General features: G+C 69.2%; 11 protein-coding genes. 5 read left to right on the top strand and 6 right to left on the bottom strand.

The features are described 5' to 3' along the window. Nucleotides 1-274: 274 nt before the first annotated feature. The gene (locus BL254_RS12290; protein ID WP_076843355.1) at nucleotides 275-1681 is read right to left on the bottom strand and encodes an IS1380 family transposase; all 1407 of its coding nucleotides are present in this window, start codon (nucleotides 1679-1681) and stop codon (nucleotides 275-277) included. A gap of 350 nt (nucleotides 1682-2031) precedes the next feature. Between BL254_RS12290 and BL254_RS12285 the strand changes: the two genes are divergently transcribed. After that, nucleotides 2032-2583: a GrpB family protein gene (locus BL254_RS12285; protein WP_047222351.1), complete on the top strand. Its 552-nt coding sequence runs from the start codon at nucleotides 2032-2034 to the stop codon at nucleotides 2581-2583. A 5-nt stretch (nucleotides 2584-2588) separates the two neighbouring features. Here the strand turns inward: BL254_RS12285 and BL254_RS27685 are convergent, their stop codons facing one another. From BL254_RS27685 to BL254_RS12275, 3 genes are all read right to left on the bottom strand, one after another. Then, nucleotides 2589-3317 carry an AAA family ATPase gene (locus tag BL254_RS27685; protein WP_217699274.1) on the bottom strand — a complete coding sequence of 243 codons (729 nt, stop codon included), beginning with the start codon at nucleotides 3315-3317 and terminating at the stop codon, nucleotides 2589-2591. Continuing rightward, nucleotides 3251-3748 carry an AAA family ATPase gene (locus tag BL254_RS27680; protein WP_217699273.1) on the bottom strand — a complete coding sequence of 166 codons (498 nt, stop codon included), beginning with the start codon at nucleotides 3746-3748 and terminating at the stop codon, nucleotides 3251-3253. Before BL254_RS27680 ends, BL254_RS27685 begins: the two co-directional genes overlap by 67 nt. 148 nt (nucleotides 3749-3896) lie before the next feature. Further along, nucleotides 3897-5150, bottom strand: a complete 1254-nt coding sequence (locus BL254_RS12275; RefSeq protein ID WP_217699272.1) for an ATP-binding protein — start codon at nucleotides 5148-5150, stop codon at nucleotides 3897-3899. Between the two features lie 417 nt (nucleotides 5151-5567). On the opposite strand from BL254_RS12275, the gene aspS reads away from it, so the two are divergent. The 3 genes from aspS to BL254_RS12260 all read left to right on the top strand — a co-directional run bounded on the left by aspS (nucleotide 5568) and on the right by BL254_RS12260 (nucleotide 10561). Then, nucleotides 5568-7307 carry an aspartate--tRNA ligase gene (gene aspS, locus BL254_RS12270; protein WP_047222350.1) on the top strand — a complete coding sequence of 580 codons (1740 nt, stop codon included), beginning with the start codon at nucleotides 5568-5570 and terminating at the stop codon, nucleotides 7305-7307. Between the two features lie 232 nt (nucleotides 7308-7539). Next, entirely contained in the window at nucleotides 7540-8679 is a 1140-nt protein-coding gene (locus tag BL254_RS12265) for a glutamate--cysteine ligase (RefSeq protein WP_076843354.1), read from the top strand. 685 nt (nucleotides 8680-9364) lie between these two features. After that, on the top strand, nucleotides 9365-10561 hold the full coding sequence (locus BL254_RS12260) for an amidohydrolase (RefSeq protein ID WP_047222348.1): 1197 nt from the start codon (nucleotides 9365-9367) through the stop codon (nucleotides 10559-10561). An 86-nt stretch (nucleotides 10562-10647) separates the two neighbouring features. Here the strand turns inward: BL254_RS12260 and BL254_RS12255 are convergent, their stop codons facing one another. Beyond that, nucleotides 10648-12807 (bottom strand): MMPL family transporter, encoded by a 2160-nt coding sequence (locus BL254_RS12255; protein ID WP_076843353.1) that lies wholly within the window; start codon nucleotides 12805-12807, stop codon nucleotides 10648-10650. Between the two features lie 96 nt (nucleotides 12808-12903). Here BL254_RS12255 and BL254_RS12250 point away from each other — a divergent pair, with 96 nt between their 5' ends. Further along, nucleotides 12904-13431 (top strand): MarR family winged helix-turn-helix transcriptional regulator, encoded by a 528-nt coding sequence (locus tag BL254_RS12250; protein WP_052914451.1) that lies wholly within the window; start codon nucleotides 12904-12906, stop codon nucleotides 13429-13431. A gap of 131 nt (nucleotides 13432-13562) precedes the next feature. On the opposite strand, the gene BL254_RS12245 is transcribed toward BL254_RS12250, so the two are convergent. Beyond that, complete coding sequence (locus BL254_RS12245; RefSeq protein WP_047222346.1) at nucleotides 13563-14003, bottom strand: gamma-glutamylcyclotransferase; 441 nt, start codon at nucleotides 14001-14003, stop codon at nucleotides 13563-13565. Nucleotides 14004-14189 lie beyond the last annotated feature (186 nt).

Raw genomic sequence — 14189 nt, 5'->3', positions numbered from 1 at the left:
ATCGACGCGATGGCAATCACGTTTAGTGACCGCTGGCCGTCCGCTGAGACCTACTGATCAAATCCGCCGGAAACACTGATCACGAGACACTCCCCATCTTCCTGATCTTTCTGGAGGTTGCTGCCCGAAGCTTTGATGATGTTGGGTTTCGGGGTGTGGTTGTCCTGCCGCTCACGGTTCGGCGGCTTGTCCAGGGGTCCGGGGTCGGGGGTGGGGATGGCCGGCGGGGCCGGTGGTGTGCGGTCAGGGCGTGGGGTGCGGGTGTGCCGCCGGTTCAGGCGGCCCGGGCCGGTGGTGGCCGGTGGGTGGCGGTGAACAGGCCGGTAAAGGGGTATTCGGCGTGCCAGTCTTCGGGCAGGTGCAGGGTGATGTGTCCGCGGCCGTGGCGGGCGAGCCGGGCCGGGACGTCGACCAGATGGGTGCGCAGGGTGGCGCTGCGGGCGCGGGCGTGGAAGACCGAGGTCAGGGTGCCGGCGGCGCGTAGCAGGTTGTGCGTGATCCCGGCGAGCGCGAKCCAGGCGGCGTTCGCGGTGAACACTCCGGAGGGTAGGTGGGCCAACGGGCCGTCGATCATGTCGGCGAGGACCTGTTCGACGATCGCGTGGTCGCGGTGCTGGCCTTCGGCCTGGGCCAGGGTGAACGGGCTGTCGGTGAACACCGTGTGGTAGCGCCAGGCGGTGAACAGCTCCCCCTGGCCAGCCGCCGCCTTGCGGTTGAGGTCTTTGACCCGGCGTACGACGAGGCGGCCGTCGGTGCGGTGTGCTCGGCTGGAGGCGAACGCGGTGTAGGGCACCTCGGCGATCTGCGCGTCCGAGATCCACTGGCCGGTCTGTTCGTCCCAGATCGCGCGGGGGTAGCGGATCGGTGTCCAGGCATCGTCGCCGATCGCGGCGACCGTCCGCGCGATCTTGCGGTCGAGCGGGGTGGTGATGGAGAAGTGGGCGCCGCCACGGCGGCAGGCCGCCACGACCGCCCCGGAGTAGAACGCCGAGTCCATCCGCACGACCAGAGTTCCGGTGGCGCCGGTCTGGCGGGCGGTGGTGACGGTCTCGGCGACGAACGACGCCGCGCCGCGGGCGGAGCCGGCGTCGCCGCCGCGCAACCGTGTGGCGGCAACGACCGGTGCCGCGGTCGGGGTGGACAGTGTGCCGACCAGCGCGTTCAGCCCGCGGACCAGCAGCGATTTTCCTGCGATTTTGGTGTGGCCGAACGCGGCGCCCTGCTTGGCCGGGCCGTAGACCCGCCGCTGGCAGGAGTCGACGTCGACGAACGCCAGCACGTCGGCACCAGACAGCAACGGCGCCTGGGCGGCCAGACCCGCCAGCAGCAGCCGGTTGACCTTGCCCAGCTGGCGGACGTTGCCCCAGTCCAACGCCCGCAGGAACGACCCGAGTGTCGAAGGGGCGCGGACTCCGCCGAACAGGTCGCCCACCGCGCCGTGGCGCAGCAGTCCCATGTCCTCGATGGAGTCGGCGCCGGCAAGCATGCCAGCGACCAGGCACCCCACCTTCGCCGGGGCGTTGACGCCCTTGGGGTCGGCCGGTCGTAGGTGCTCGGTGACCAGCTCGGGCAGGCCGGCGCGTTCGCCCAGCCGCATCACCGGGACGAGTCCCGCGCAGGCGATCAGGTCAGGGTCGTCGAACCGGACGTGGGTCCTCGAGGCCACATGCAACAATCGCACGTGCGAAGTGCCCTCTCGATCGGGTGGACGGAAGCGTAGAGAACTCCCATCCTCCCAGCTCAGAGGGCACTTTCGCGTTTAAACCGGGCGCCAGACAGGCATATACGACGGTGCATCCAGGCTTAGGTGACGGTATACCTTGGTTTTGTCTGGCAAGTCGGCCTCGGCAAGAGCGGTTGTCATGTCACCAAGGGTTTCGATCAGGGTGATGATCTTGTCTCGGCTCATCTGCCGGTCGCTCGGCTACGCAAGCGGCGTCTGACCTGACGGTTATCTGAAACTGGTCAGACAGATGACGGACCCTGCCGCCTATCTCCCATGTGGTTAATCGGTCGACGAGGATAACGGCCATGGCGGAGCTCATCGGCGGCGTCGAGCACCGCACGATCACGATCGTCGACTACTCTCCGGCCTGGCCGGCCAGATTCGAGCAGGAACGGCGACGAATCCTCACAGCGCTGGGGGCCACGGCCGTGCGCGTCGACCACGTCGGTTCCACCTCGGTACGCGGACTCGCAGCCAAGCCGATCATCGACATCCAGCTCAGCGTCCCCGACATCGAGGACGAACAGCGCTACCTCCCACCGCTCACCGACGCCGGATACCTCCTGCGGGTCCGAGAACCCGGACACCGCATGGTCCGCACACCCGACCTCGACGTCCACGCGCACATCTGCTCCACCAGCAGCGGCTGGGAACGACGGCACCTGCTGTTCCGGGACTGGCTACGCCACAACACCGCGGACCGCACCGCCTATGAGATGCTCAAACGCGACCTCGCCTACCACGACTGGCCGGACATGAACGCCTACGCGGACGCAAAGAGCGCACTCATCACCGAGATCACAACCCGGGCGGAGGCATGGGCCGACGCTACCGGCTGGACGCCCCGCGCAACCTGACCCACTCATCTCCGCGGACGCCCGACACGAAGCGATCGCGAACAGGATTCCCCAGGCTTGGCGCCGCCGAGGATGTTCTTCTGCCACAGCTCGCCCAGCGAGTAGTCGTCCAGCCAGGCCGCGAGATTGGCCGGGTCGGGGCGGCGGAAGGCGGAGGCGCCATCCGCGCGGTCGCCGATGTCGCCGATGTCGCCGAGGTCGCCGAGGTCGCCGAGGTCGCCGAGGTCGCCGAGGTCGACGTGGTCGACGAGCGGGACGGACTGGGTGGCCACGACGATCTGGCTGGTCTGGCTGGCGGAGCGCAGCATGCCGGCGAGCTGGACCAGGGCGAACGGGTGCAGGCCGAGTTCCGGCTCATCCAGGATGATCAGCGGCTGTGGGTCGGGACGCAGCAGCAGCGTGGTCAGGCAGATGAAGCGCAGGGTGCCGTCGGACAGCGACTCGGGGCCGAAGGCCCCGTCCGTGCCGGTCTGCCGCCAGCGCAGCCGGACACCGGCGTGTTCCCCCACCAGCACGAAGTCCCGGAAGAACGGCGCGACCTGCCCGACAGCCCGCACGATCCGCCGGTAGGCCGGGGTGTCCTCGGTTGCCAGGCGTAGCAGGTAGGCCGCCAGGTTTCCCGCGTCGGGGGCGAGGATGAGGTTGTCCGCCGGGTCGGCGAACCGTTTCACCGGCGCGGTTCGGCTGGTGTCGTGGAAGTGGTACACCCGGCAGCCGTCCAGGATCTCCGCCACCCGGCCTGCCGTCGCCTGTTCGGCCYGGCCGCCGGTCTTCCGGTGCAGCAGCGTCTCCCGTGCCCGCGGCCCAGCAGCACCGTCCCGGCCGGCCCGGAGATCTCCTCCGCCTCGAAGACCAGCTCATCGCGTGCGCTGGGGACCAGCCGTGCCAGGTAGGAGTGTGGCGGTGCCTCCACCCGGACCGTGATCCCCGACGCGCCGGCCCGCGGGCCGCCGTGCAGCAGCGCTCCGGCACCGCCGCGCAGCCCGACGAACAGTTGCAGGTCCTCGTCGACGATTCGCCCCAGCAGCTCCAGCGCGGAGACGAAGTTGCTCTTGCCCGCCCCGTTCGGGCCGATCAGGACGTTCAGCCTGCCCAGCCGGACCCGCGTCGAGCGGATCGAGGTGTACCCCTCGACCGTCACCGCCGCAAGCCGACCTGCCGTCATGCGATCACTCTACGGCGGGCACCACCACGGGCGACGTCTGGCTGTGCATCCGGRCTGGCTGAGGAAGCGGAACGTGCGCCGTTCACCGGCCCACTCCCGCCCGACCCGCGAGAACGACCTCACCGGACTCGCGGGGCCAGGTGGGTCATCAGGGGGTCAGGTTCCACAGGGCGTCGAGAGGGAGGGCGCGGAGGCGGTCGCCGAAGGGCAGGGTTTGTTGGCCGGTGTAGAGGACGTAGCCGGCTACGAAGCGTGGGCCGAGCAGGTTCGCGAGGTGGCGCAGGCCGGCGAGGTCCTCGGTGCGGACGGTGGCGCCGGCTTTGACCTCGATCCCGACGACACGGCCGTCAGGGGTCTCCAGCAGCGCGTCCACCTCGACCTTGTCCTTTGTCCGGTAGTGGTAGAGGCGGGCGGGCTGCTCGTTCCAACTGAGTTGGCGGGCGAGTTCGGTGCGGACGAAGTTCTCGACCATCGGGCCGGCGGTGCCGTCGGGTTCCCCGAGCCGGGCCGCGTCCTGCCCCAGCAGATGGCAGGCTATGCCGCTGTCCACGTATGTCAGCTTCGGTGTGCCGACCGCCCGGTGGGTGTGGCCGGTGGACCAGGCCGGAACCAGCTTGATGAGAAAGACCGCGGACAGCAGGTCCAGGTAGCGGTTGAGAGTGGTTCTGGGGATGCCGGACTGCGACGCGAGCGCGCTGGGTACCAGCAGCCCGCCGGACCGGCTCGCGAGCAGGGCGAGCAGTTGGTGCAGTTCGCCGCGGCGCTGGATGGCGGACAGTTCGGTGACGTCCCGGGCGATGAGGGTGGACAGGTAGGAGTCGAAGAACGCCGCCCGGCGGCGGGGTGAGCGCCGCACCGCTTCGGGGTAGCCGCCGCGGACGATGCGTTCCAGGTAGTCGCGACGCCGCAGCGGTGAGCTGCGCCTGAGTTCGGGGCCGTGGGTGAAGGCCGCGTCGACGAAGCGGTCGGGCGTCCCATCGATCTCGCCCTGCGAGAACGGCCACAGTTCGATGGTCTCGATACGTCCGGGAAGCGCGTCCGGAAGGTCGCGTAGGGCGAGGATCTGGGCGGAGCCGGTCAGGAGGAAGCGGCCGGGCCGGGGGTCGGTGTCCACCGCTACCTTGATCACGCGGAACAGTTCGGGGGCGAGCTGGACCTCGTCGATGACCAGWAGCCCGTCATGATCGATGAAGCTCGTCGGGTCGTCGTGTGCGGCGCGCAGTGTGGCGGGGTCGTCGAGCAAGCGGATCAGTGGGTTGGCGGTAGCGGACGCCGCCAGCCGGGCGAGGGTGCTCTTGCCGGCCTGCCGCGCAYCGTTGATCGCGACGACTCTGGTGTCTCCCAGTGCCTCCACGATGAGTGCTTCCGCCTTGCGCCTGACCAGCGCACCAGGTGCGTTCACAGCACCATTATGGTCATCTAGCCGTCATGATCGTGGACAGTTGGACGCTATGATTGTGGTCATCTGGTCGCATGGTCTGTGGACAGTTGGCCGCAGGAACCGTGGGCATCTGGATGCCTACTGCGTGGTCATCTGGCCGGATGGGTCGTGGTGAAATGGACGCCGGTACGTGGGCGGGTGGCCGTGCGCCGTGTGGGCGGTCGGCCGCTGGGATGCTTGATCGTGGCGGTGCCCCGACGGATCCGGGACGGTGCGGATTCGCCGCGGTGGCGGGCGGTGGGCGTGAATGTTCGCTCGGTCATGGCGCCGGCGGCCGGTAAGGTCGGTCGCGGTACGGGCGTCGTGATACGGGCGTGCGCGGGCACCTGAAGCAGCCACGGCAGGCCCAGGAACTACAGCGAACGGGCGGAACGGTCGATGAAGACGGCGATGCGGTCACACCTGTGCGGTGCGCTGCGCACGGAGCACATCGGTGCGACGGTTACGGTATGCGGCTGGGTGGCCCGCCGCCGCCAGCATGGTCAGTCGCTGATGTTCGTCGACCTGCGGGATCACTCCGGCCAGGTGCAGTGCGTGGTGGACGGCTCCGTCGACGTCCGCTCCGAGTACGTCGTCGCCGTCACCGCGACGGTGGCGGCCCGGCCCGAGGGGACGACGAACCCCAACCTGGCCACCGGCGAGATCGAGCTGCACGACTGCACGGTGACGGTCCTCTCCGCGGCGCTGCCGCCGCCGTTCCCGATCGACGAGCGGGCGGACTCGGTCGACGAGGCGACCCGGCTCACCTACCGCTATCTGGACCTGCGCCGCGAGCACATGCAGCGCAACCTGCGCACCCGCTCGGCGGTGCTGGCCGCGCTGCGCTCGGAGCTGGTACCGCGGGAGTTCGTCGAGGTCGAGACGCCGCTGCTGATGCCCTCCACGCCGGAGGGGGCGCGGGAGTTCGTCGTGCCGTCCCGGCAGTTCCCGGGCAGCTTTTACGCGCTGCCGCAGTCCCCGCAGCTGTTCAAGCAGCTGCTGATGGTCGGCGGCGCCGACCGTTACTTCCAGTTCGCCCGCTGCCTGCGTGACGAGGACCTGCGCGCCGACCGGCAGTACGAGTTCACCCAGCTCGACATCGAGATGAGCTTCGTCGACCAGGACGACGTCCTGGAGGTGATCTCCGCTGCCGTGCTGGCCGCCGCACGGGCCGTCACCGGCGGGCCGGTCGCGCCGATCGAGCGGATCACCTGGCACGAGGCCATGGACCGTTTCGGCGTGGACAAGCCCGACCTGCGTTTCGGCCTGGAGCTCGTCGAGCTGACCGGGGTCTTCACGGGCAGCGGCTTCCAGGCGTTCGCGGGGGCGCCGTCGGTGAAGGGCATCCGGGTGCCGGGCGGCTCGGCCACCCACAACCGCAAGGCGCTGGACGCGCTGACCGAGCGGGCCAAGCAGCTTGGCGCGAAGGGCCTGGTGTGGATGCGGGTCGGTGCCGGCGGGTCGCTGGAGTCACCGGTGGCGAAGTTCCTCTCCGCCGCCGAGCTGGCCGGGATCGTGAAGGCGACCGGCGGTGAGGACGGCGACCTGCTGCTGCTGGTCGCCGACGAGTGGGCGACGGTCTGCGAGGTGCTCGGCCAGCTCCGTAACGACCTCGGCCGCCCGCCGGCCGGCGAGGGCGAGTTCCGTTTCGTCTGGGTCACCGACTTCCCGCTGTTCGTCGGGGTCGACCCGCAGACCGGGCGGCCCAAGCCCGGCCACCACCCCTTCACCCGGCCGCATCCCGACGACCTCGACAAGCTCGAGACCGAGCCGCTGGCCGTGCGCAGCCGTGCCTACGACCTGGTGCTCAACGGCTGGGAGCTCGGCTCGGGATCTATCCGGATCCACGAGCCCGACCTGCAGCAGCGCATCTTCGCCACCCTGGGGATCTCGGCGGAGGAGGCCGACCGCCGGTTCGGTTTCTTCCTGACGCCGTTCTCCTACGGGGCCCCGCCGCACGGCGGTTTCGCCGTCGGTATCGACCGGCTGGTGGCGATCCTGGCCGGCGAGGACAACATCCGCGAGGTCATCGCCTTCCCGAAAACCCAGTCCGGACTCGACCCGATGACCGGCGCACCGACCCCGATCGACGCCCGGCAGGTGCGTGAGCTGGGCATCCGGGTACTACCGACAGCGTAAACGCCTGCCACCTTCACCTGCCACCGCACGCGAATTCCCCTACCTGGCAGGCACGACCGGGTGAAACCGCCTCCGGCGGCGTCCCGGCCGTTTTACGGTTACCTGGCCGCATCACGCGTCGTGTCGTGGGTATGACCGGTGAATCCGCCCCGGACGGGCATCGGGGCCGGCTGGTTCGGCTTCGGGCGGGTTGGTCGTGGATCACGCGCCGGATACGACAGGAGGCCCGGGAATGCAGATACCGTTCTCGCCGTCACCGACGTCCAGTCTCGGTGTCGAGTGGGAGTTGGCGTTGGTCGACCGTCGTACCCGTCAGCTTCGCGGGGCGGCGACAGCCATCCTCGACGAGTATCAGGCCAAGATCGGTGAACATGCCGAACAGCGTGCCAAACACGAGTTGTTCGAGTCGGTCATCGAGGTTGTCACCGGGGTCTGCGACACGGTCGCCGACGCCAAGGCCGACCTGGCCGTGACCGTCGGTCTCATCGAGGATCTGGCCGCGTCGCGCGGGCTTGCCCTGATGTGCAGCGGTACCCACCCGATCACCAGCTATGCGGACCAGCAGATCAGCCCCGATCCGCGCTACCRCTCCATCCTGGAACGCATGCAGTGGGTCGCCCGACGCCTGCTGATTTTCGGCGTGCACGTACATGTCGGTGTTCCCGCGCAGGACAGGGCGATTCCCGTTGTGAACGCACTCGTCGGCTACATCCCGCATTTCCTCGCGTTGTCGGCGTCCTCGCCGTTCTGGCTGGGTCTGGACACGGGGCTGGCGTCGTCGCGCTCGAAGGTGTTCGAGAGCCTGCCCACCGCCGGCCTGCCGTACCTTCTGTCGGACTGGGAGCAGTTCGAGCGGTTCATGGGGACGCTGGTGTCGTCCGGGACGGTGGAGACCATCCGTGAGGTGTGGTGGGACGTCCGGCCACACCCGGACTTCGGCACGGTGGAGCTGCGTATCTGTGACGGTCTGCCGACCCTGCTGGAGGTCGGGGCGATCGCCGCGCTGACCCAGTGCCTGGTCGACCGGATGAACASCCGGCTCGACCAGGGCTACCAGCTGCCGACACCGCAGCGCTGGGTGGTGCAGGAGAACAAGTGGCGGGCCGCCCGGTACGGTCTGGACGCCGAGATCCTGCTCGACGAGCGGGGCACCACCCGTCGTGTCCGGGACGAGATCGCCGCTCTCGTCGACGATCTGCTGCCCGTCGCGCGGCGGCTGGAATGCGTCGACGAGCTCACCGACGTCCTGCACGTTCTTCAGGTCGGCTCGAGCTGCGATCGCCAGCGTGCGGCGGCGCAACGGGCCGACGGGGATCTCTCCGCGGTGGTCGATGTCCTTCTTCGGGAGATGAAGTCCCGCCGGCCTCTTTAGCGGGGAACGGCCGGTATGGCTCCCTGCGGTATGACTTTTCGGTGGTATGGCCCCGTGCCGTGGGTCCGCTGATGGTGGAGCTGCTGGCGGTATGGCTGCCGGTGGCGTGGGCGACAGCTTCGGTGCGTTGGCTGGCCAAAGGGTGTACGGTCATGCTTCTTTTCCGGTCCCCGTGGATCCCGAGAACTCCGAAGACCTTCAGGACCGGAAGACCCGCGGATCCACGGATCCACGGATCCGAAGGCGCGGAGGAGCGCGAGGGTGCTCCCCGCGCGGGGTGACGTGGGGAAGCCGGGGGCGCGGTCGACGGTGACAGCGGGGGTTGCCGGGCGGCCGCGTCCGGGGCGCGGCGGGGGCGGAGTACCGTGGTTGACGGGGGTGAGCGGCGATGGTGCTCTCACCTGCGGCGGTGCGATTTTGTGGTGTGGCTCTCGGCGTCCCCTGGGGATTGCGAGTCGATCCGCCGGAAATCCGGGGATGGTGTGTCGGCGTCCGTCGTGTTCCGGTTGCCGCGTCGCCGCGGTTGTCGAGCCGCCTGGGCGTCTCGTCGCACAGTAGGTCGCGCAGTAGCATTTGGTGATCGTTTGATATCGGGAGAGTAGGGGTCTGACTTGCAGGGGGCCGAGGCTTTTCGGTGTCGATGGCTCGTGAGCCAAGGTGGGGGCAGTAGGCAGGTGGCCGTGCGGTGAAGGTGGAGAACTTCGTCGCGGCCTGGCTTGCGGAAAATGAGAAAGATCTGGTGGATGTCCGCCGCGACATCCACGCGCATCCCGAGCTGGCCTGGCAGGAGCTGCGGACGACCGAACTGATTGCGGAATCACTGAACAGTTCCGGTCTTAAGCCGCGGGTGATGTCCTCGGGCACCGGCCTGTGGTGCGATGTCGGTACCGGTTCCGGCCCGGTTGTCATGGTCCGTGCGGACATCGACGCGCTGCCGTTGCAGGACGAAAAAGACCTCCCCTATTCCTCCTGCGTGTCAGGGGTGAGCCATGCCTGCGGGCACGACGTCCACAGCGCGATCGTGCTCGGGGTCGGCAGGGCACTGGCGGCGTTCGACGAGCGTTACCCGCTGCCTGGCACCATCCGACTGGTGTTCCAGCCCGCGGAGGAGGTCATGCCCGGCGGCGCGCTCGAGCTGATCCGTGAGGGTGTGCTGGATTCGGTGTCCACGGCGATAGCCGTCCACTGCGACCCGGCGCTCGAAGTCGGGCGGGTGGGTATCCGCGGCGGCCCGATCACGGCCGCGACGGACTACATCGAGGTCCGGTTGCAGGGCCCTGGCGGGCACACCTCGCGTCCGCAGAACACCGTGGATCTGGTGTACACGTTGGCGCAGGTGGTGACGGGGCTGCCCGCGGCGCTGTCGCGAACGGTCGATCCCCGGGCGGCGGCGTGCCTGGTCTGGGGGCAGATCGAGGCGGGCAGCGTCCCGAACGCCATTCCCCGTGACGGCCTGCTGCGGGGCACGCTGCGGCTCTTCGACGAAGAGATCTGGAAACGGGCCCCGGCGATGGTCGAACGGCTGGTCGCGCAGCTCGTGGCGCCGTTCGGCGCCACCGCGACGATCGAGCACCGGCAGGACATCCCACCTGTGATCAACTCTGTGGACATCACCGAGGTGCTTCGCCGGGCGACCGTGGCGGCGATCGGTGAGCACGCCGTCGCGCCCACCGGCCAGTCCCTGGGCGGTGAGGACTTCGCCTGGTATCTCCAGCGGGTGCCGGGAGCGCTCGCGCGGCTGGGTACCCGCAGCCCCGACGGCCCCGTCTACGACCTTCATCAGGGCCGGTTCGACGTGGACGAGAAGGCCATCGGTATCGGCGTCCGACTGCTGGCGACCACCGCGGTCGATCTCGCGTCGGCCGCCGCGGCCGGGGAGTGACGGCGAGCAGCCGTCGAAAAACCGAGACGACGGGGCCCTGGCCGTAAGCCAGGGCCCCGCGGGCGGGTCTACCTGGAGCATCGGGTCTACCGGGGGCTGGGCACCTCGAGGTCGGCCTCGGGCCGGGAGCGAGGTTCCGGAACGGCCGGCCGTGCGTGCGACGTCTCGATCCGCAGCAGCTTCGCGACCCCGTCCGGCAGGTACCAGTTCCAGCTGCCGAACAGGGAGACCAGTGCCGGCACCAGGAGCATCCGGACGACCGTCGCGTCCAGCAGGATGCCGAAGCCGAGCGCGGTCGCGAACAGTTTGATGTCGGTCTGCGGCCCGCTCGACAGTGACAGGAACGACAGGAACAGGATCAGGGCGGCCGACGTGACCAGCCGCCCAGTGCGGCCGACGCCTTCGATGACGGCGGCGTGGGTGTCGCCGCGGGCGTCGTACTCCTCACGGATGCGGGCGAGGATGAACACCTCGTAGTCCATGGACAGGCCGAAGAGGAACGCGAAGACCATCAGCGGCAGCCAGAAGGTGATGGCGCCGGTGGCCTCGATGCCGTAGATCTCCTCGGAGCCRTAGCCGTGCTGCCAGAACAGCACCACGCCCCCGAACGTCGCCCCCAGCGAGACGAGGTTGAGCACCACCGCCTTCAGGGGCAGCAGCAGCGAGCGGAAGGCCCGCACCAGCAGGATGTAGGTGACGATGACGATCAGAGCCAGGGCCCAGGGGAACACCCCGTAGACGCCGTGCAGGTAGTCCAGCTGCAACGCGCCTATCCCGGTCACACCGATGACGCCGGGCACGTCGTGYAGCGCGGAGCGAATGTTGCGGATCGGGTCGATGCTGCTGCCGCCCGCGGTCTCCCTGTCCGRCACAGCAATGATCAGCGAGGTGCCGTCCCGGTTTGCGTCGGTACCGCTCGGAAGGGTCGCGGTGACCACGCCGTCCACGGCCCGGACACGTTGCGCCACGTCGTCCGCCGCGGATGACTGGACCAGGATCTCGGCCGGGGTGAGGACGCCCTTCGGGGCGCCGCCGTCCTCGAGGAGCTTTATCGCCTCGTAGGCGGGGCCGTTCTTGGCCAGCGACCCGGACTGCGCCGTGCCGATCTGGATCCCGAAGAAGGGGATGATCAGCGCGGTGAGGATGGCGATACCGACGCCGGCGGCGATCCAGCGGCGGCGCACCACCAGCGAGGCCCATCTCGTCCAGAACCGGCTCGCGGTGTTCTCGTGCCGGACACGCGRCCAGTCGACCCGCGGGCCGATGCCGCCGAGCAGGGCGGGCAGCAGAGTGGTCGTGACCGCCACGCTGATCAGTGGGATGAGCATGCCGCCGTAGCCGATGGAGCGCAGGAAGGGCACCGGGATGACGACCATCGCGACCAGGCCGATGGCCACGGTCAGGCCGCTGAACACCACGGCGTGACCGGCGAACTGCATCGAGGCCACCACGGCGTCGTGGTTGTCCCGGCCGTGCGCGCGTTCCTCCCGCCAACGGGTGACGATCAGCAGCGAGTAGTCGATGGCGACACCGAGGCCGATCAGGGATACGAGGAACTGCACCAGGAACGACACGTCCACGAAGACGGTCAGTCCCAGCAGGACGAGAAAGGTCGACAGGATCGCCACCGCGGCGATGAGCAGCGGTAGCAGCGCGAGCAGCGAGGCGAAGACGAAGGCGAGGACGGCCAGCGCGCCGAGCCCGGCGAGCAGGGTTTCGACCAGCACCCCCGGGCCGGAGTCGTTGGCGCCGTTGGTCGCGAGCTCGTCCAGACCGGTGACGGTGCCGGTGAGCCCGGCCGGGGAGTGCGCGGCGAGCGACTTCTTCAGCGCCTCCGCGGTCTCGGAGGTGAAACTGGTCTGCCGCGGGTAGAAGGCGTATGCGAACTGGGCGCGGCCGTCGTCGGTGACGAAGATGTCGTCGCCGGTTTCCGCTCTGCCGATGACCCGAATGCCGGGCACGTCTTTCTTGACCGCGGCGAACGCGGTCGTCACCTGCTGGTCGGTGGCCTGCCCGCCGGGCTGGGCCGACAGCGACAGGATGATCGGTGCGCCCTGGTCATCCGTATGGTAGATGGCGAGGACCTTCTTGGCCGTCTCGTAGCCGGGCTGGCCGGGCAGCGAGAAGTCGAAGGTCAGCCGGTCGGCTGTGATACCGGCGGTGGCGCCTCCCACCAGGAAGGCTGCGATCCAGAAAGAGATCACAAGCCGGCGGTGCCGGAGGCACCAGCGCGCGAGCGCCGACATCGGCGTCCCCTCACTCGTTAAGATGATCTGTGCTCCTGCATACTGACCTCCGCAACGGTACCACTGTCGATTGTGAACCCAGTAATGGTTTGTCTTATGGGTGACACGCCTGCGGTGAACGCTGACCGTGACATCACGATGCCTTTGCGGGAGCGGGTTTTCTATGCATTTGCCCGTTTCGGCCCTGCCTGGGTGCGCTATCTACACGCGTCCGTAGGGCTCGGTGGTCTCAGCCCGGCCGGCGTCCGGCTGCTGTCGGCGCTGCGCCACCATCCGCGGCCGCCCATCATGCGCGATCTCGTTCAGGACCTCGGCACCACGGCCCGGGCCGTGACCGGGCTCGTGGACACCCTCGAGCACGACGGTCTGGTCCGCCGTACCCGGCACCCGCGCGACCGCCGGGCGATACTCATCACCCTGACCAGCAAGGGTGAACAGGTGGTGGACCGCGTCGGGCAGGAGCATGTCGAGCGGGCGTCGGCGCTGTTCGACGTGCTGTCCGAGCGGGACCAGGCCGATCTCGTCCGGATCCTCGGCGTGCTGGGGGACGAGCTGGCCACGCGAGGGCAGGCTGTCCAGCCCCGAGGACTCGGTTGCGGGCCTGGCGTCGGTGAGAGCAGCTAAGACCGCGGGCGGGAGGCAGCTGGAGCTGCCGCCGCGATGGCGGCCCGGGGCGGGCCGGGGGCGGGCCGCAACGTGGCGTGTGGACCGCCGGCACCGGCAGAGGCCACGCGACGGAGAGCGTGACCGGGGCGTCAGGCGGTGGGGCGGTTGCGCAGATCGGCCACGTAGTCGGACGGCGCGCCGGCCCGCTCGGCCGCGTCGGCCATGATGGCCACGTACCGTTTGGACGGCAGCCCGCCCTCGTAGGCGTCCAGCACGTACGTCCAGGCCAGCGTCTCGCCGTCCAGGGTGAAGATCCGCACGCGGATGCGGGTGTAGAGGCCGGCGTCCACACCCTCCCAGACGTCGAGCTGCCTGAGGTCGCGCTTGGCGACGTCGTAGAGCATCACGTACACCCGGGAGCCGGGTGACTCGACGATGGTGGCCAGCGCGCCTTCCCAGCCGACGTCCTCGCCGCCGAAGGTGAGCCGCCAGTTGCGGATCCAGCCGGTCCCGATGACGGGGGCGTGGGGTGCGCGTTCCTTCATCTGAGCCGGGTCGAGGTTGCTGCCGTAGGCGGCATACAAGGTCATCGTGTGCGTCCTTCACCGGACCGGGCGCCGAGGTCGTGGCCGCGGCGGCAAAGAACTACCTGGAGGATCTTCACTGGTCCCTACMCGTACCCACTTCCTCCCCCCGCGGGCGCGGACGCGCCGCGCGGGGAACCCTCGGCCACTTCCGGCCGACCTCGCGGACCGTATATCTGCCCGGACCCGTCC

This window comes from Protofrankia sp. BMG5.30 (genome assembly GCF_001983005.1).
Lineage (GTDB): Bacteria > Actinomycetota > Actinomycetes > Frankiales > Frankiaceae > Protofrankia > Protofrankia coriariae.
The sequence above is the reverse complement of the archived record's forward strand: the minus strand, read 5'-3'. Positions and strand labels throughout refer to the sequence as shown.